The organism is Streptococcus symci, from assembly GCF_006385165.1.
GTDB classification, from domain to species: Bacteria; Bacillota; Bacilli; order Lactobacillales; family Streptococcaceae; genus Streptococcus; species Streptococcus symci.
On the sequence record NZ_VFJA01000003.1, the window covers coordinates 289,580 to 308,624 of the forward strand.

Sequence of the window (19,045 nt, forward strand, 5' to 3'; positions counted from 1 at the left end):
GAATTAATTGAAAATGCTTACAGATATAGTATAACAAAATTTAGTTAATCATGCAAAGGTTTGCATGAAAAAGTTACATCTAATAATTAATAACTATTTATCTCCTAGTTTTTGAATTGCATAGTTTGCTTCTTCTTTTGTAAATTGTCCACTCCAAGGAGAAGTTAGCCTCTCATAAATTTTTGTCTTTGATAAATTGGTATTCTTTCGGTATTCTCTTGCTCGAATTAAGGCATTTGCCTTATAATCTGCATTCAAGTGATCGATGGCATACTGCACTGCTGAACTTGAAAAACCATGCCACGTTAATTGGTCATAGAGAGCTTTTTTTGACATATGTGAAAACGAATTATAGCTTCTCGCTTTAATTAAAGCAGCATTGTACGGGTTCCCATCTGCCGGTTTTGGTTGTCGCACACCATCGTATCCTACATAGTAACGGCCACCATCTACCCATTTGCCCCTAGCCATTTCACCATCTGATCCCACATAGTAACGGCCACCATCTACCCATTCATTCTTGGCCATCTTTCCATCTGATTTATAATAATAGTATCCTACCCATTTATTGCGAGGATAGCTGCCTTCTGATGGTAGATTAAGTTTTTGAATTGCATAATTAGCTTCTTCTTTTGTAAATTGTCCACTCCAAGGAGAAGTTAGCCTCTCATAAATTTTTGTCTTTGATAAATTGGTATTCTTTCGGTATTCTCTTGCTTTAATTAAGGCATTTGCTTTGTAATCTGCATTCAAGTGATCGATGGCATACTGCGCTGCTGAACTTGAAAAACCATACCACGTTAATTGGTCATAGAGAGCTTTTTTTGACAGACGTAAAGACGAATTATAGCTTTTCGCTTTACTTAAAGCAGCATTGTACGGGTTCCCATCTGCCTGTTTTGGTTGCCGCACACCATCGTATCCTACATAGTAACGGCCACCATCTACCCATCTATTCCTTAGCATTTTGCCTTTAGAATCAACATAGTAACGCCCACCATCTACCCATTCATTCTTGGCCATCTTTCCATCTGATTTGAGATAAGAATTTCCTACCCATTTATTGCGAGCAGAGCTTCCTTCTGCTGTTAGATAATAATATGAACCATGGTTTTTATCATAAATCCAGTCACTTTTAACCTTTTTTCCATCAGAATCAACATAATAACGACCACCATCTACCCATTGATTTTTAGCTCTCTTTCCATCTGATTTGAGGTAGTAATTTCCTACCCAGCCAGACTGAACTTTAGATTGTGATTTATCCTGTTTAGGAGTTGTTTCTTTAGGTTTCGGTGCCGGCTTCAGCGCAGGTTTTGGTGCTGGCTTCGGCGAGGGTTTTGGTGCCGGCTTCGGCGAGGGTTTTGGTGCCGGCTTCGGCGCGGGTTTTGGTGCCGGCTTCGGCGCGGGTTTTGGTGCTGGCTTCGGCGCAGGTTTTGATGCTGGCTTCGGCGCAGGTTTTGATGCTGGCTTCGGCAAGGGTTTCTGTACTGGCTTAGGCGCAGGTTTTGGTGCTGGCTTCGGCGCAGGTTTTGATGCTGGCTTCGGCGAGGGTTTTGGTACCGGCTTAGGCGCGGGTTTTGGTGCCGGCTTAGGCGCGGGTTTTGGTGCTGGCTTCGGAGCGGGTTTTGGTGCCGGCTTAGGCGCAGATTTTGGTGCCGGCTTAGGCGCGGGTTTTGGTGCCGGCTTAGGCGCAGGTTTTGGTGCGGGTTTTGTATTCTCTTTTACAATCTTACCATTTTTAGACGCATCCTTTTCTTGAGCAGATACTTTCTGAGATGAGAAAGGCAACATCCCCATTGTATCTGAAAGAGAAACAAGTGCAAAAGTAGTTGCTGCTAAACTTGTAACCAAAATTTTTTTTGATTTTCTCATAAAAATCTCCTTTTCTTATGATTTACACTTATAGTATATCATATCCTTAATCTTTTTTACATTAAAATAATAACTATACAAGCACTAATCTGAAGCTGAGCGAGTAGAAATTGAAACTTATTTAAACGTAGGACTCAAACCGGCTGAGATTTTTGGGGAAACCAACGGGACACAGCATAGATGCCTTTGTTCACACCTATAAACTCCAACCCCTTTTTGAAATTGGAAAATCCATTCTGTTCTGGGTGGAAAGACAATCGGAGAACCTTCTATTTTGAACTTGGCTATAGTCCGCAAAAAAGCTGTTTGAGTTCACTCAAACAGCTTGAAAAATACTCTCTTAATCAGAGGAACAACTTTGTTGTACTTGACTTGTCAATTGGTGTTAAAATAGTTATTCTAAATAATTAGTCACCTAGATGTTGAATTGCATAGTTTGCTTCTTCTTTGGTAAATTTTTTAAAAGTTAGCCTCTCATAAATTTCTGTCTTTGATAAATGGGCATTCTTTCGGTATTCTCTTGCTGTAGCTAAGGCATTCGCCTTATAGTCTGCTTGCAAATGATTGATAGCATATTGTGCAGCGTCACTATTAAAACCTTCAAAAATTAACATCTCATAAATTCTTTTTTTTGACAAATAAATCCTATTATAACCTTGTGCTTGCCTTAAAGCCGCGTTATATTGATTTCCATCTGCTGGTTTTGGTTGCCACACACCGTCGTATCCTACATAATAACGACCACCATCTACCCATTTATTCTTCAACATATAACCATCAGAATCGACATAGTAACGACCACCATCTACCCATTCATTCTTGGCCATCTTTCCATCTGATTTGAGATAATAATTTCCTACCCATTTGTTGCGAGCGTAGCTTCCTTCTGATGTTAGATAATAATATGAACCATAGTTTTTATCATAAATCCAGTCACTTTTAACTATTTTTCCGTCAGAATCAACATAATAATTACCACCATCTACCCACTCATTTTTGGCCATCTTACCGTTTTAGTTTAGATAGTAATTACCTACCCATTTGTTACGTGCGTAGCTTCCTTCTCCTGTTAGATAATAATATGAACCGTAGTTTTTGTCATAAATCCATTCATTCTTGGCCATCTTGCCATCAGATTTGAGGTAGTAATTTCCTACCCAAGTGTTACGAGCAGAACTTCCTTCTGATGTTAGATAAAAATATGAATTCGATTTCGTATCATAAATCCATTCATTTTTAGCTCTCTTACCGTCTGATTTGAGATAATAATTCCCTACCCAAGTATTACGAGCGTAGCTACCTTCTGCTGTTAAATAATAATGTGCAGAGTATTTCTTATCATAAATCCATTCTTTCTTAGCCATCTTTCCATCTGATTTGAGGTAGTAATTTCCTACCCAAGTGTTACGAGCTGAACTTCCTTCTGATGTTAGATAAAAATATGAACTCGATTTCTTATCATAAATCCATTCGTTCTTAGCTCTCTTACCATCAGATTTGAGGTAGTAATTTCCTATCCATTTGTTGCGAGCATAGGTGCCTTCTGATGTTAGATAAAAATATGAATTCGATTTCTTATCATAAATCCATTCATTCTTAGCTCTCTTACCATCAGATTTGAGATAGTAATTACCGACCCAGGCATTTTGGACATAATTTCCCGATGCATTTAAATAGAAGTAGGAGTTAACCTTTTTATCAAAAATCCACTTATTAGTAACTTTAGCACCATTTTCATAGTACGAAGACCCTACCCAGCCAGACTGAGCTTTAGATTTTGATTTATCCTGTTTAGGAGTTGTTTCTTTATGTTTTTCAGTCGGTTTTGGTGCCGGCTTCGGCGTAGGTTTTGGTGCGGGTTTCTGTGCTGGCTTCGGCGAGGGTTTTGATGCTGGCTTTGGCGAGGGTTTTGGTGCCGGCTTTGGCGCGGGTTTTGGTGCCGGCTTAGGCACGGGTTTTGATGCCGGCTTCGGCGCGGGTTTCTGTACTGGCTTCGGCGAGGGTTTTGGTGCTGGCTTCGGCGAGGGTTTCTGTACTGGCTTCGGCGCGGGTTTTGGTGCTGGCTTCGGCGCAGGTTTTGGTGCGGGTTTTGGTGCCGGCTTCGGCGCAGGTTTTGGTGCGGGTTTTGTATTCTCTTTTACAATTTTACCATTTTTAGACGCATCTTTTTCTTGAGCAGATACTTTCTGAGATGAGAAAGGCAACATCCCCATTGTATCTGAAAGAGAAACAAGTGCAAGTGTAGTTGCTGCTAAACTTGTAACCAAAATTTTTTTTGATCTTCTCATAAAAATCTCCTTTTCTTATGATTTACACTTATAGTATACCATATCCTTAATCTTTTTTATATTAAAATAACAACTATTTATGAAAGCCCTATTTTAAAATGAAGTGCAACACAAAAGACATGTTCATCTGATATTACCTATTATCCTATTTTTTAATTTCTTATTTAACCCATTTACCTGAACCATCTACACGATAACCATCCGGTGTACGTTCATTCACAGCCATTTTACCGTTTGATTTAAGATAGTAATTGCCTACCCAAGTGTTACGAGCGTAACTGCCTTCTGATGTCAAGTAGTAATATGATTTGTAGTTACTATCATATATCCACTCACCTTTAGCCATCTTACCATCTGATTTGAGATAATAATTACCTGACCAAGTATTACGAGCGTAACTGCCTTCTGATGTCAAGTAGTAGTATGATTTGTAGCTACTATCGTAGACCCACTCACCTTTAGCCATCTTACCATTTGATTTAAGGTAGTAAGCTCCTTGCCATGCATTTTTTGCATAAGAACCATCTGATTTCAAATAATACCAAGCTTGATAAGAAGAGTCATAAATCCATTCGCTCTGTGCCATTTTACCATCCGCTTTCAGATAATAGCTTCCCTGCCAAGCATTTTTCACTGGATTTCCATTTCCATCAAAGTAATACCATGCACCATCCTGCTTAACCCAGCCACTTGTTGTTGCTGAACTTGTATTGTTTTGAGCCGAAGTTGATTGCTTTGCTTTGAAAGCACCTTTTGGGGCATTTTTCAATTCACACGCCACACCATCATGATCACGGTCTAACTTGGCAGAATAACCAGGTTCTCCCTCATGAATATCCGCATATCCATTCGCCCAAGCTTCCTTACAGCTAGAAAAATGAATGTTTTCTTCCGCTAACACAGGCTGTGAAAACAAGGCTAAAACTGGCAAGGTAGCCAGACTCATTTTAAAAAATAGACGTTTGTTCATTTCTTTCTCCCATAATTATAATATCGTTTTTAATGTTGTTTTATCAAACTTATTTCAGCAATTCAAGAAAACTTCTAGTTATTGCTGCAAACTCTTTTGGTTTGGCTCTATTCAAGACATGAGGACCGTCAGGGATAATCTGGAACTGGGAATTTGGCATCAGTTCTTGAATAGCTTTCATTGAACTGAGATTAGGCTTATCTTGACTACCACAAATTAACAAAGTTGGATAGGGACAATTCTTTGCAATCTCTCTTAAATCAAGTGTTTTTAATTCCTCAGAAACTCCAACCAAAAGCGATTTATCTGCTCCCTGTTTCTCAAATGTCCTTTTGGGGAGTAGTTTAAATATCAGCAACTGAATGTAAAAAGGGATATTGCCAGCTAGTTTCAATGGACAGCCTGACAAAACCAAGGCCTGAAGATTTGGCAAATCGTAACTTGACAGCTCTAATGCAAGTGCAGCTCCTAAGGACAAACCGATTAGGACAAAAGGTTCTGTCTCCTCTGACAAGTGCTGATAAATGCGCTCCTTAGCTTCTTGATAGGTAGCAACTCCGGAAGGAAATAACTCTAGGGCTTCAGAAGGATAATCTACAAGCAACTCTTGCACTTCTTTCCAACTATCTGCTGACTGACCTAGGCCATGTAAAAATATTAATTTCATTTAGTTCTCCCTTACTGACAGCTCATACAAGCCCCTGACTGCATTACAGCCATAGATAGCTTCTGCTTGGGCAAAATCTGCCAAGGTCAAGACTTTCTCTTCTATCTGTCCTGTTTCCAGCAAATGCTGACGGTAAATGCCTGGTAAGATTCCAAGTCGGACTGGCGGTGTATAGAGTTTCCCATCGATTTTCAGAACCAAATTTCCGATAGAGGTTTCAAGAAGTTCTCCAGACTTATTGTGGTAAATGATCTCTTGCTCCCCTAGGTTCAAATGCGGTCGGTGAGTCGTTTTGAAGTAGGTAAAAGCTTGTTGCAAATTGGCTTCCTGAGGGCAGAGTTGGGCCTGACAAAAGCTTGTACTAAGGGGTGTTAATACTTGGCGATCGACTTCTATCTCTCCAGACTTGCTGAGAGAAATACGCAAGCGGTAATCTTGATTAGCATCACAAGCCTGACACTCTGCTTCAATCTTTTGTCTCAAAATTTCTGGGTCAAAAGGAAAAGCAAAATATCGACTTGCCTTTCTCAGTCTTTCTATATGTTGCTCTTCAAACAGCAGTTGTTTTTGGCTGATTTTCCCTGTAGTAATCAGTTGGAAACGAGCTTCTTTACGATAGAGAACAGCTGCCTTTTGATGAACTTCACGGTATTCAGACTCCCAGGTGCTATCCCATGTAATTCCTCCGCCAACTCCATAGATGGCTTTCCCTTGATACAGTTGAATAGTTCGGATAGCAACATTAAAAATCCGGCGCCCACTTGGAAGCAGGAGACCAACGGTTCCACAGTAGACTCCACGCGGTTGTGGCTCCAAGTCCTTAATGATTTCCATAGTTGCAATTTTGGGTGCACCCGTTATGGATCCGCAAGGAAAGAGAGAACGGAAGATTTCAACAAGGTCAACATCCTCTCGCAACTGACTCTTGATGGTTGAAGTCATCTGCCAAACAGTTGAATACTGTTCCACTTGGCAGAGACGCTCCACATGCTCACTCCCCACCTCAGAAATACGGTTCATATCATTGCGTAAGAGGTCCACAATCATAATATTTTCAGAGCGATTTTTAGGATCCTGCTCCAACCAACTAGCCTGTTCAAGATCTTCTTGGTCAGTCACTCCACGCTGAGTCGTTCCCTTCATTGGTCGTGTAGTCAATTCACGGCCATTTTGCTCAAAAAAGAGTTCTGGACTCATGGAAATCACTGCCATCTCATCGTGTTCCACATAGGCATTGTAGCCTGCCTCCTGCTCTACCACCATACGATTGTAGATGGCAAAAGGATTGGCACTTAAATCCTGCTTGAGTTGGACGGTGTAGTTGACCTGATAGGTGTCCCCCTGCCGCAAATGATGGTGAATCTGGGCAATAGCCTTTTCATAATCCTCTGCAGACGTTACTTCCTGCCAATTTGAAGGCAAATCAACCTCATCATAAGTCAGAGGAATAGGGGATGTTTCTACGCTGTCATGAACTGTAAAATATAGCAGGTACTCTCCCAGTAAAGGAGCTTTATGAACTGCTAATTTCTCCTCAAAAGCAGGTGCAGCCTCGTAGCTGACATAGCCCACCACATAATAACCTTGCTCTTGGTAGCTTTCCACTTGTGCCAGCAAGTCTGCCACTTCTGCTACATTTCTCGTTTTTAACTCTTTAATCGGCTGGGTAAAGGTGCATCTCTCCCCCAAAGCCCTAAAATCAATCACTGTTTTTCTATGCATACCTTAAGTATAGCACAAAAAGGCAGATCCAGACAAAGCTGATCTACCTTTTTATTATTTTCTTACTATTGATTATGCTTTAGTGAATAAATCACCAGCAAATCCATCTGATTTCTGCAAGAGTTGTTTGTAAACCTTCCATTTAAGATCTACAGTATTCTTGAAATCATTACCTTGAAGGTCTTTTTCGACCGCTGCATCAAATAAAGTCTGAAGTTGTGCGTAAGTTGAAATCTTTTGACCATCGATTTCAATTTCAACAAAACCTCTTTGGGCTTTTTCGTGTACTTCATGATACCATGCTTTCTTCCATGCTTCTAAGCTTTGGAATTTGCCGTTAGAAACTTTATTAATAATAAAGTCATCACCAAGACCTACATTACCTGCTGCTTTAGATTCTTGTTTGTATTTGTTTGATGCATAACCTAAGAATCCATCTAGATAACCGAAGTACCCCCACATACGGAAGGTATTATGTTTGAATGAGATTGAACCAACCGCACTCTTACTTGTATTACCACCATAAATACCTGTCATCATATTTACTACAGTATAAGCAGAATCAAATCCTTCAGTACGGTAATGACCATTTCCTGGTAATCCATGTTTCGTTGCAAAGTTTCCATCAACCAGTTGATCAATACTTGTCAGCTTCGTATTCTTTTCGTCATCATTCAAATCACGAACTAAATCCCATTGGTGTGGTTCACCAACTAAGCCATTGCGATCCGCTTTTTCGCGATATTTCTTATCGATCTTCTTGAACCACTTATCGTTTGTCCCAGTATTTTTCTTGATGACAGACTCAGCTTCTAAGTAATCAAGCATCATCATGGATTCATTGTAATTCTTCATGTAGTGATCGATTTTCTCACGACTATTTAACACATTTGGATTATAGTTGTAAATTTGATTTCCATCATTTTGACGTTCGTAAGCCATGTTTAATCCTAAGGCACCATATTCACCATTTGGATTTGAAACTGATGGTGATTGCAACATACCTTGAGCAAAGGCTTCAACGTCTGTTCCTTCACGGTGACGCCATGTTCCTAAGTAGGCCATACGGTCATTGATGTGAGTTGTTTCGTGAGTGAATGCAGATGTACCAAAATCACTAATCATGCTAGAGATGATGTAATATACGGCCTCTTGTGGTTGTGGATTTTGGAAGATATAAGCGTATGCACCCATTCCATTGTATCCGTGCCACTTATCAGTCGGACCATAGAATTCACGAATTGGAGCAAAATCGCCTTTCTTCGTATGTCCCATACGGTCAACCCATCCCAAACCTGGTACATCATGGTTATCCCAAATTGCAGATGGTACCATATTTTCACTCTTAAGAAGATTATTTCGTACATTATCAGCAGCAAGTCTTGACCAGAAGTCTAAATAATTGATTTGTTCTTGCGCACGTAAATCAACCTGCTTCTTGAACGCTTCACGTTCTTCTGCTGTGTTCTTACCATATTTCTCAAATGAACTAAAGGCAATGGTATTATAGGTCGTAATTAAGATCATATGCGCTTTCTTCAAATTCAGAAGTGGTAAAATATAACGTCCGTGATGCCCATTATTAATTACTTCATATAATTTATGTTTCTTATTAGCGAAATCTGGATTTGATGATTGTTTCTCAACAACATAAGCGTTATCTGCAATGTTATTCTTGAACCAAGTATTCATATCTGTTTCACTAGTGAATAATTCCATGTTGTACTTCAGGAATTCGTGTAAGTTAGCTTTACCAGTAGCACTTGCAAGAGCTCTGTTAAATGCATCATGTGATTGATCACCTTTTAGGTTGTTACCATTTGAAGCGAAGCTGATTAATCTATCAAGTACGTTAACGTTCTTACCGTAGAAATCCGGTTTGAAGGTCATCATATTTTTGATATTTAATCCGTCAAATTTAATTCCATAGTATTGGTTTAAATAAGCCAGAGCTAACATGATTTTAGCTTTGTTATCTTCAACTTTTTTAATCAATGCACGTTTAGCTGCTTCGTCCGTATTTAATTGATGGTCTTCATTTTCAACTAAAGCTTTAACTAAAGCATCAAGATTATCTTTTACTTCTTTGAAGCTTTCTTCCATGTATAACATCTTAGGATTGTTATTAATCTTACGAACTTCATCTGAATCAAGTTCAACAGAAGCTAATTTAGCTTTGATATCGCTGATCAATTGTGTCCTATCTTTAACAACCATATTTGGTGTATAGACAATATCACCTAATCCTTCAATACTATATTCACGAACTTGTTGAACCTTAGATTCTTTTTGTGTAATAGCCTTAATTTCTTTCGTCTTATCAGCGTAATGAATCATAATGTGATCAGCATCTGATAAGTCGGTCACAAATTGTCCATCTTTCATACCTGTAACAGATAAAACTTCCGTATTTAGTAATTTAGAATCTGCAGGAATCTTATTACCTTGATTTACAATCCATTCTTTGTTGTAGAACGGTTGAAGCTTTTCAATATTACGGTAAGCAAGCTCACGAGATACATCATAATCTTGAGTATCTTTATAAGTATCTGTTTTTGGTTTTACGTTATTAAGTGCATCTTCAACAAGAGGTTTAATTTCAAACTTATCAGCTGTAATTCCGAATGATTCTATTTTTTTATTTGCATCTTCTAGGCTGATTTCTTGGATTCGATTACTACGAGAACCGTTAAATGAGTGAGAACCTTCACTCACATCTTTAACAACGTAGTTTCTTTCAATCCAGTTTTTTGTGTAATATCCACCTTCTGCTTCTAAATCTCTAGAACCGTAGAATTCTTCACCGTTTTTGACTTTCATCATTGAAACTGTGTCAGCAACACGCCCCCATGTCCAGTTTTTACTAATGAAACCACCTACCTCAACAGGGTTCTTCACATCAATAGTTCCTTTAGTAACAGCGTTACGAACAGAAGCGTATTTATCAATACCATTAGGATCAGAACCGTTATCGGTTCTAGCGACAAGTCCACCAACACGTGCTCTATCTGCAACAATATCAGCATCTACGTATGCATGTTTAATATTACCACGCCAAAGTTCTCCGGCGATACCACCAAGATCCCAACCTTTATTACCGACACCTGTTAGTTTACCGATGAAAGCAACATTTTTAAGAAGTCCACCAGTATCTCCTTTATTTACGATACCAGCAATACCATCTTTACCAAGGATACTACCAGTTACCTTAACATTTTCAACTGTGGCATTTTTAATTACTCTTGATAGTGCGGAAATATTTTCAATCCAAGGCATATTGATATTAACATTACCTAAGTTAATGTTTTTAACTGTACCGCCTTCAACGTTATCGAATAACTGACGAGCCATATTATGAATGGTATATTGTTTACCGTCAACACTTGTTAAAGTTCCGCTAAATTTACCAGGTACATATTGTTTATTCGGAGTTGGTACATTTGCTGCATTCAAATCTGCACCAAGTTTAAAGGTACCACTTGGATTAGCTTTCATAGCCGTTACTAGGTCGTTAAAGCTATAATATACATCACCATCGTGTGCTTTTTGTTTTTCAAAGTAATGGACATACTCTTCGCTAAGTGTGTTGTCAGAATTCCGTTGAATCAAATCAGGTGCTTTGGCAGTGACTTTGTATAAAGTTTTTCCGTCTTTTTCTACTTCTTCAATCTTGTCAACAGCTAGTCTTGTTATTTTATTGTCATGAGTGGTCACTCGTAAATAAAGCGGAGCAAGATCAGTTGGTTTTTCTGTCAGCAAACTAGTATCTGTTTCATTACCGTCAGCATCCACACTCATCAAGCTTGTTTCTTTGATGTTTTTAATTTCAACTTTTTTAAGGTCAATTCTTAGAGGTTCTTCTTTAAGAACTTCTTCTTGATCACCTTCACCTAAATTATAAACCATCTTCGTTTCAAGTTTATAATCCTTGTAGTACTGCAAATCTGTCAGGGTCGTTGTCAAGTCGTCTGGTGAAACATTCAAAGTTTTAACAATTTCATCACCCTTTTTCAGAGTTAAGGTAATAGATTTAATGGCTGTCTTACTTGGATTTTCCAAATTATAACGAATTTGAGATGATCGTTTCAAATCATTAACATCAACAAGTGACAAACTTAAGATTGGTTTTTCAAAGTTTTTAGTTCCTAATTTGACGATACGATCTTGGTCTAACTCCAGAACCTGTTCCACAATTTTAGGTGCTTCTTCAGTTTTTAAACCTTTGAGAGTTTTGTAAGTCTTGGTAACTTTTTTCTGCCCATCTTTTCCTTCTTGGACAGTAACTCTTTCACCCTTTTTCAGTTGGTCATCTTCTTTAAGAACTTCCTTAAATGGAATCTTTTCAAGACTTTCTTCCACCAGAGTTCCTTCAATTGGTTTTGTCCCACGACTTACCTGTTGATTTACAGGTTCCTTGGTAACTTCTGTGCTAGTTGAAAGAACTTGGTCCGTTTTAACACCTTCTACTGTTTTATAAGTTGTTTTAGTAACTTGGCTACCTTTTTCACCATTTCGTAGGACAGTTTCTTCGTCCGTATACTTGGTTGGGTCCTCTATCGTTTCAGTTTTGTAGTCTAGGTCTGTAGTCGATGTTTCAACAAGGGTTCCCTCAGTTACTTTGTACTCAGGTAACTGTTCTTGTACAAGGGCTTGGCCAGTTTTACCTTCCTCTTGTGTACCTTTTACTTCGATTGGAGCTTCTGGTAAGGTTGGTTGTGTTAAAGCTTGACCTTCCTTGCCTGCCTCTTGGGTTCCTTTTGCTTCAACTGGAGCCTCTGGTAGTTCTGGTTGTGTTAGAGCTTGACCTTCTTTGCCTGCCTCTTGGGTTCCTTTTGCTTCAACTGGAGCCTCTGGTAAGGTTGGTTGCGTTAAGGCTTGACCTTCTTTGCCTGCCTCTTGCGTTCCTTTAGCTACCTGATGCGTTGGTTCAGCTTGTGGTACTGGAGTTGGGGCAGGTTGCTCTTCTTTCTTAGTTCCGACTGCAATGACTTGCGAAACAGGATTTTGAACCACTTGGTCTTCGATGACTTCTCTAACTTCTTGACCATTAACCATCGATACTTTGGTTACAATGCGACGCTGACCATTTACTCCAGCTGTGACGATACGAGTCTGTCCTTCTGCTAGATTGGTATCTGGGCTTGTGACTGTTTCAAAAGGAATATCTACCAAGCTCTCTTCCAGTCTTGACTGAGGTTTCTCAGAAACTGGTTTTTCTTGAACTACTTCTGTCTTATCAATTTCATTTGCACTTTGCTTTTCTACTGGCAACTGAGGCTTCTCAGCTGAAGCTGGCCTTGATGGATGGAGTTCTGCTTCCTTGAAGTATCCAATGTATTCATAGCCATCAATGTGGATAATCCCTTCAGCCAAACCTTCATGTGTAGAAGCCGAAATAGTTTGGTTATAAGAAAGCAATTCTTTATTTTCAAACGCAAATGTGGTGAAAGGAACAAAGTTGCTTGCACCAATCGAACTAATTAATAAGACACCAAGCACCTTACCACGATGTTTTTTAGAGATTAATAAAACAGCCAAAGAAGCCGTAGCCAACCCTATACCAGCCAAGGCTAATTCTTTACTCCCTGTATAAGGAAGTTCTTGGTAGGTACTAGCTTTCTTTCGATACACTGCATAGATAATATCATCCTCTTGAAACTCCGAAGGGACTTCATGGTGAATTAAGGCTTTTTCAGACTCGGTCAATTCCTGCTCCGCCAAATAACGGTAATGAACGCTATGAGCTCCACCAACTTCATTGGCTTGTACCTTATCTACTGAAAGGGCACTTGCACCAAAAAGGAAGGCCCCGATGACTACAGGACCAACCCCAACAGTTAACTTGCGAATGGAATATTTAGTAATTTTTTCAAGTTGTTGTTTTGTTTTTCTCATTCTTATGACTTTCTAATAGAATCTTGCGGATAGTGCGCACGCGCACCTCCAATTAATTTTGGACGACTAGCAAGAGCCGTTACATGGGCATGCCCAATTTCTCTCAAAAGAGGGCGAATCGGAACCTGAACATGCTTGACATGCATGCCAATTGCAGTGTCTCCGATATCCAATCCAGCATGAGCCTTGATAAATTCAACCTCAACTGGATCTTGCATAAACTTGAAGGCTGCCAACTGACCTGAACCTCCTGCATGAAGGGTAGGAAGGACACTAACTATTTCCAGAGCAAACTGCTCTGCAACCTGACGTTCAACAACGAGGGCCCGATTGACATGTTCACAACCTTGAACAGCTAGATGAATTCCTTTTTCCTCTAGGATATCTAGGATGGTCTTCACAATGATTTCCCCAATTTCTTGGCTGGATTCCTTACCAATCTGACCACCTATCACTTCACTAGAAGAAAGGCCTAAAACAAAGATAGATCCTTGCTTCAAATTGGCCTTTTCTAATACATCTTTTACAATCTGGCTTGTTTCTCTTTGAATGTCTTTTTCCTTCATACTTGATACCTCTTTTGTCATTATCTATCATATCGTTTTTTCTACTTTTTAGCAAGATAGACAACCTAGAAAGCTTGCCCAATTACGCATAAAACTCCCAGAATGAACTGGGAGTTAGCTAATTTCTATTCTATTTATGTATATTTCTACTGTCGTACCTTTTAAAGGGACAGAATCGATCTTCATCTGATAGTTTTCTCCAAAATGAAGTTTGAGGCGTTGGTCAACATTTTGAAGACCTACTCCTCCACGTTTGAGCTGACTCTGACTACTATCGCTAGGATTTTGGAAGCCAACTCCATCATCCTCAATACGAATGATCAATCCTGAATCCTGTTTCTGGACAGAGACTCTAATATGACCCTGACCTTCTTTCTCCTTGATGCCATGGTAAAGAGCATTTTCTACTAGAGGTTGCAACACCAGCTTGGGCAAGACTAGATTATCAAAGGCAGGATTTTCATTAATTTCGTATTCCAGCTTATCGCCATAGCGTTGTTTCTGGATAAAGAGATACTGGCGGACATGGTTAATTTCGTCAGACAGGCAAATCAAATCTTTACCCTGATTGAGCGCTAGGCGGAAATAAGTCGCCAAGGACTTGGTCACCTGAACCACTCGCTGACTATCCTGAAATTCAGCCATCCAGATGATGGTGTCCAAAGTATTGTAGAGGAAATGGGGGTTAATCTGACTCGACAAGGCTTGAAGTTCATACTGACGGGTCGTTTCTTCCTGTTTGCGCACATCTGCCATCAGCTGATCAATCTGATCCAACATGGCATTAAACTGACGAGTCACTTCTCTCAGTTCATGGGCACCAGTTTCCTTGGCACGAAGATTCTGATTACCAGAAGCAATCTCCAGCATGGTTTCTCTCAAGTCATTCAGAGGAGCAATCCAGCGTTTAAGACTAAGCCACACCAAGCAGAGACAGGCAAGAAGAGATGTGACACTGGCTCCAAGCAAGGTCCACATGAGTTGACTCCGAACCTGGTCTAATTTTTCCAGTGAAGACACTCCTATAACCGTCCAATCAGTTCCTGCAATCTGTTCCTGACTGACGTAGGATTTGTGGTCCAGAGTGTAGTCCTGCCCTGTCTCAATATAGGGTTTCATGGCCTCCATTTCACTAGCTGAGCTATAGACTGTGTGTTTAGGATGGTAAACAAATTCATGGTTTTCATTGATGATAAAGGCAAAGCCCTGCTGACCCAACTGAAGTTGATTTAGATAGGCTTCCAGAGTTTCATAAGAAATATCCAAACGAAGTACGCCGAGATTGACCCCCTTTACATCAACAAGTTCTTGAGTGACAGAAATGACCCACTGACTATCCGATTTACGAGCTGGTGTCAAAACTGGTTTAGCCCCCTGATGAATACCTTTTGGTACCAATCCTCAGCCATCATATCAGAAGAAGTTTTCATCTGCACACTGTCATCTGTAGAAATGACCTGACCGGATTTAGTGACCAGTACCACCGTTTTCAAGTCCTGGTCTGCCTTCAAGATAGTCAAAAATAGATCTCGAATTCCCTTGACCTTGTCTTGATTGGGGTTCTCAGCATAAGCTAGAACATCCGTCTGCTGGGTCAAACTGGTAGAGGTGGTTTCTAATTTTTTGATATAAGACTGGATAAAGTGGCTAGTCTGACTGATAGTCGTTTGGCTATTGCCCTCAATAGTAGCCTCAATGGCTGATGAACTAGATTGATAGTAGAAAGTCCCGACCAGAGCTAGGAGAATGAGAAAGACCAGAAAGATAGAAATAACCATTCTAACTAGGAGTGAAGAACGCTTCATCGACCTTCCCCCTTCTTAAACTGACGAGGTGTCACACCTGCAATCTGTTTAAAACGTTGGGTAAAGTAGTTCATATCTTCAAAACCAACCTTCTCTGCAATCTCGTAAATTTTCAGATCCGTAGTTAAAAGCAAGAGCTTGGCCTGTTTGACACGTTCTCGCACCAAATAATCCTGAAAAGGTAGGCCCAACTCTTTCTTAATCAAAGAACTCAGATAAGTCGGACTAAAGCCCAAGTCACTGGCCAAAGACTTTAAACTAAATTGGCTATCAGCCAGATGGGACTGGATTTTCTGGGCCATATTTCCCTCAAACTTATCGGTCAATAAATCTTGTAATTGCTCTTCCTTTTCTTCCTTATCCAACTTTTGCTTGATTTTCCCCAACATTTCCTCAATATCCTGACGAGAAAAGGGCTTGAGCAGGTAGTCATCCACACCTAGTTTGACAGCAGACAAGGCATAATCAAAATCATCGTAGCCTGTTAAAAAGACCAAATGAACCTGAGGATAGGTTTCTCGGACCAGACTGGCCAACTGGATGCCATTTAGCTGAGGCATGTTGATATCAGTTAAAATGATATCTGGCACCTGCTTTTGAATCAATTCCCAAGCCTGCCTTCCATTTTCAGCCTGACCGATGATTTCCATATCGTAGGCTGCTACATTGACCAGCTTGGTCAAACCTTGTCTTACCAGATATTCATCTTCTACGATTAAGATTGTGTAGGTCATGCTTCTCTCCTTTGTCACTTACTAGTATCAGTATAGCAAAATTCTCCTCTAACTGCTTAGGAAATCCCTCTTAATCGACATAATCTAGTAAATAAGCGTAGCCTTTTTCTTCCATTTGATCTTTGGGAATAAAGCGGATAGAGAGACTATTAATACAGTAACGCAAGCCACCCTTGTCCTGAGGCCCATCTGTAAAGACATGGCCAAGGTGAGAATCTCCAACTCGGCTTCGCACTTCCATTCGCGTCATATTGTAAGACTTATCTTCCTTGTAGGTAGCAACATCTGGACTGATTGGTTGGGTAAAACTAGGCCAGCCACAACCAGACTCAAACTTGTCCTTTGATGAAAAGAGGGGTTCGCCAGTTGCCACATCCACATAGATACCGGATTCAAATTTGTCCCAGTAGCGGTTTGAAAAAGCCCGTTCTGTTTGATTTTTCTGGGTAACTGCATACTCCTCAGGCGACAAGGTCTTTTTCAATTCTTCATCGCTTGGTTTAGGATATTTGCTGGCATCGATGACGGGATAGGCCGCCTGATTGACATTGATATGGCAGTAGCCATTTGGATTTTTCTTGAGATAATCTTGATGGTAATCCTCAGCCACCACAAAATTCTTCAAGTTTTCCTTTTCAACTGCCAGAGGTTGGTCGTATTTCTTAGCCACCTCATCAAAGACTTGGTTGATTACCTCCAAATCCTTGTCATCTGTGTAATAAACACCGGTACGATACTGGGTTCCCACATCATTTCCTTGTTTATTTTTGCTGGTTGGATTGATAATGCGGAAATAATGGAGCAAGATTTCCTTGAGGGAAATTTGCTTGGCATCATAGGTAACATGGACGGTTTCCGCATGTCCAGTTTGGTTAATCAATTCGTACTTGGTTGTTTCCCCTCTACCGTTTGCATAGCCTGAAACGGCATCTGTCACTCCGGGAACGCGTGAGAAGTATTCCTCCACTCCCCAGAAACAGCCTCCAGCTAGATAAATTTCATGCAAATCTGCATCTTTACTCACTTCTGTTTTTTTCACTGTTTTTCCTCCTTGGCTAACTGATGCTTTCTCAATTTGCGAGCTATCTGTCTGCCCTGCATTTCGCATCAATAGAAAATAGAAACCGGTTATGGCTAGGAAAAAAATCCCTGCCAAGACAAACAATTTTACTTTATCGTTCATGACCTTTCTCTACCCCATTTCTTTCAATTCTTTTAAAATCATATCCTTATCCATAAAACCTGGTTGCGTTTTGACCAGTTTGCCTTCCTTGTCTATAAAGGCTTGAGTTGGGTAAGAACGGACACCATAACTTTCCAAAAGTTTGCCTGATGGATCAATTAGAACTGGAATATTTTTATAATCCAAGCCCTTGTACCAGTTCTTGAAGTCAGCTTCTGCTTGTTCCCCCTTGTGTCCAGGAGACACCACTGTCAAGACCACATAATCATCACCAGCATTTTTAGCAATTTCATCCGTATCTGGAAGACTGGCTAGACAGATGGAACACCAAGAAGCCCAGAATTTGAGATAGACTTTCTTGCCCTTGTAATCAGACAAGCGGTAGGTCTTGCCATCTACTCCCATCAGTTCAAAATCTGCAACCGCCTGACCTTTAGTCGCAGTTTGCGAACTGACTTGTTCTGTTTTTGTTTGCTCCTTCATAGTAGCTTCGTCTGACATATTTTTAGCAGAACAGGCTGCCAAGCAACAGATTGAGCCGACTCCAAGGAGACATGTTTGCCATTTTTTCATTTCTTCTTCCTCTCTATACAAATAATCTTGTTAAAATAGAAGCATTTCCCAAAAGCACCAAGATTCCCATCACAATAATGAGGAAGCCACCCACTTTTTTGAGGGTTCCGAGGTAGGGATGAAGTTTTCGGAAATGTTTCAAAACATAGCTGGAAGCTAGAGCTAGAACCAAAAATGGTAGCGCTAGACCCAGCGTATAGATTAACATGAGACCAGCTCCCTGCCAAGCACCTGAGCCACCTGAAGCCGCTAAAGCCAAAACAGAGCCAAGAACCGGCCCCACACAAGGCGTCCAAGCAAAACTAAAGGTCAACCCCAGTAAAAATGCCTGACTATAGCCCTTACCCTTTTGCCCCTGTCTCTTTAATTGTATCCTTCTTTCCTTGTAGAGTCCCTGAAAATGTAAGACTTCCATCTGGTGCAAGCCCAAGAGAATGATGACCGCACCCGTCACATACTGAAACCAAGAAGCATACAGCAAATTGCCTAAAAACCCAGCTCCATAGCCTAGTAAGATAAAAATAAAGGATATCCCTGCTATAAAGACCAAAGTTCGCAATAGACTAACAAGTGAGATTGAACATTTGCCACTAGAATCCTGAGCACCATCTTTGTCATCCAACAAGACCCCTGCATAGACCGGTAACAAGGGTAAGATACAAGGAGAAAAGAAGGAAAGAATTCCAGCAAGAAACACACTAATAAAAAAGATTATATTATCCATCGCCTTCCTCCATTCTTTGATTTGATAGGACTATTATAGCCCC

The 19,045-nt window shown here is 40.2% G+C and carries 10 protein-coding genes and 2 pseudogenes; all 12 read right to left on the reverse strand.

Features of this window, described 5'->3' with window-relative positions; translation table 11 throughout:
- Positions 1-93: 93 nt before the first annotated feature.
- Positions 94-1,875, reverse strand: coding sequence for an Ltp family lipoprotein (locus tag FJN11_RS08055; protein ID WP_140224291.1), 1,782 nt, complete (start codon positions 1,873-1,875; stop codon positions 94-96).
- 416 nt (positions 1,876-2,291) lie between these two features.
- Positions 2,292-4,169: pseudogene (locus tag FJN11_RS08060) on the reverse strand (Ltp family lipoprotein); the annotation flags it as partial.
- Positions 4,170-4,323: 154 nt separating this feature from the next.
- On the reverse strand, positions 4,324-5,133 hold the full coding sequence (locus FJN11_RS08065) for an N-acetylmuramoyl-L-alanine amidase family protein (protein ID WP_181146399.1): 810 nt from the start codon (positions 5,131-5,133) through the stop codon (positions 4,324-4,326).
- A 49-nt stretch (positions 5,134-5,182) separates the two neighbouring features.
- Positions 5,183-5,800 carry an alpha/beta fold hydrolase gene (locus FJN11_RS08070; RefSeq protein WP_049552251.1) on the reverse strand — a complete coding sequence of 206 codons (618 nt, stop codon included), beginning with the start codon at positions 5,798-5,800 and terminating at the stop codon, positions 5,183-5,185.
- A complete protein-coding gene (pabB, locus tag FJN11_RS08075; RefSeq protein WP_140224292.1) occupies positions 5,801-7,522 on the reverse strand; it encodes an aminodeoxychorismate synthase component I in 1,722 nt (573 codons plus the stop codon).
- Positions 7,523-7,594: 72 nt separating this feature from the next.
- On the reverse strand, positions 7,595-13,417 hold the full coding sequence (locus FJN11_RS08080) for a ZmpA/ZmpB/ZmpC family metallo-endopeptidase (protein ID WP_140224425.1): 5,823 nt from the start codon (positions 13,415-13,417) through the stop codon (positions 7,595-7,597).
- A 2-nt stretch (positions 13,418-13,419) separates the two neighbouring features.
- Entirely contained in the window at positions 13,420-13,983 is a 564-nt protein-coding gene (locus FJN11_RS08085) for a TIGR01440 family protein (protein ID WP_181146400.1), read from the reverse strand.
- Between the two features lie 114 nt (positions 13,984-14,097).
- Positions 14,098-15,788 (reverse strand): annotated as a pseudogene (locus tag FJN11_RS08090) (cache domain-containing sensor histidine kinase).
- The gene (locus FJN11_RS08095) at positions 15,785-16,522 is read right to left on the reverse strand and encodes a response regulator transcription factor (protein ID WP_004261873.1); all 738 of its coding nucleotides are present in this window, start codon (positions 16,520-16,522) and stop codon (positions 15,785-15,787) included. Before FJN11_RS08095 ends, FJN11_RS08090 begins: the two are co-directional and overlap by 4 nt.
- A 70-nt stretch (positions 16,523-16,592) precedes the next feature.
- Positions 16,593-17,705 (reverse strand): peptide-methionine (R)-S-oxide reductase MsrB, encoded by a 1,113-nt coding sequence (msrB, locus tag FJN11_RS08100; RefSeq protein ID WP_049539830.1) that lies wholly within the window; start codon positions 17,703-17,705, stop codon positions 16,593-16,595.
- A gap of 9 nt (positions 17,706-17,714) precedes the next feature.
- Positions 17,715-18,278: a redoxin family protein gene (locus FJN11_RS08105; protein WP_140224295.1), complete on the reverse strand. Its 564-nt coding sequence runs from the start codon at positions 18,276-18,278 to the stop codon at positions 17,715-17,717.
- Positions 18,279-18,291: 13 nt separating this feature from the next.
- Complete coding sequence (gene ccdA2, locus FJN11_RS08110; RefSeq protein WP_140224296.1) at positions 18,292-19,002, reverse strand: thiol-disulfide oxidoreductase-associated membrane protein CcdA2; 711 nt, start codon at positions 19,000-19,002, stop codon at positions 18,292-18,294.
- Between the last annotated feature and the right edge of the window lie 43 nt (positions 19,003-19,045).

Bases quoted from the DNA above. Each gene is read 5' to 3' on its own strand.
- FJN11_RS08055 (WP_140224291.1), bottom strand. From the start codon at position 1,875: ATGAGAAAATCAAAAAAAATTTTGGTTACAAGTTTAGCAGCAACTACT.
- FJN11_RS08065 (WP_181146399.1), bottom strand. From the start codon at position 5,133: ATGAACAAACGTCTATTTTTTAAAATGAGTCTGGCTACCTTGCCAGTT.
- FJN11_RS08070 (WP_049552251.1), bottom strand. From the start codon at position 5,800: ATGAAATTAATATTTTTACATGGCCTAGGTCAGTCAGCAGATAGTTGG.
- pabB (WP_140224292.1), bottom strand. From the start codon at position 7,522: ATGCATAGAAAAACAGTGATTGATTTTAGGGCTTTGGGGGAGAGATGC.
- FJN11_RS08080 (WP_140224425.1), bottom strand. From the start codon at position 13,417: ATGAGAAAAACAAAACAACAACTTGAAAAAATTACTAAATATTCCATT.
- FJN11_RS08085 (WP_181146400.1), bottom strand. From the start codon at position 13,983: ATGAAGGAAAAAGACATTCAAAGAGAAACAAGCCAGATTGTAAAAGAT.
- FJN11_RS08095 (WP_004261873.1), bottom strand. From the start codon at position 16,522: ATGACCTACACAATCTTAATCGTAGAAGATGAATATCTGGTAAGACAA.
- msrB (WP_049539830.1), bottom strand. From the start codon at position 17,705: ATGAACGATAAAGTAAAATTGTTTGTCTTGGCAGGGATTTTTTTCCTA.
- FJN11_RS08105 (WP_140224295.1), bottom strand. From the start codon at position 18,278: ATGAAAAAATGGCAAACATGTCTCCTTGGAGTCGGCTCAATCTGTTGC.
- ccdA2 (WP_140224296.1), bottom strand. From the start codon at position 19,002: ATGGATAATATAATCTTTTTTATTAGTGTGTTTCTTGCTGGAATTCTT.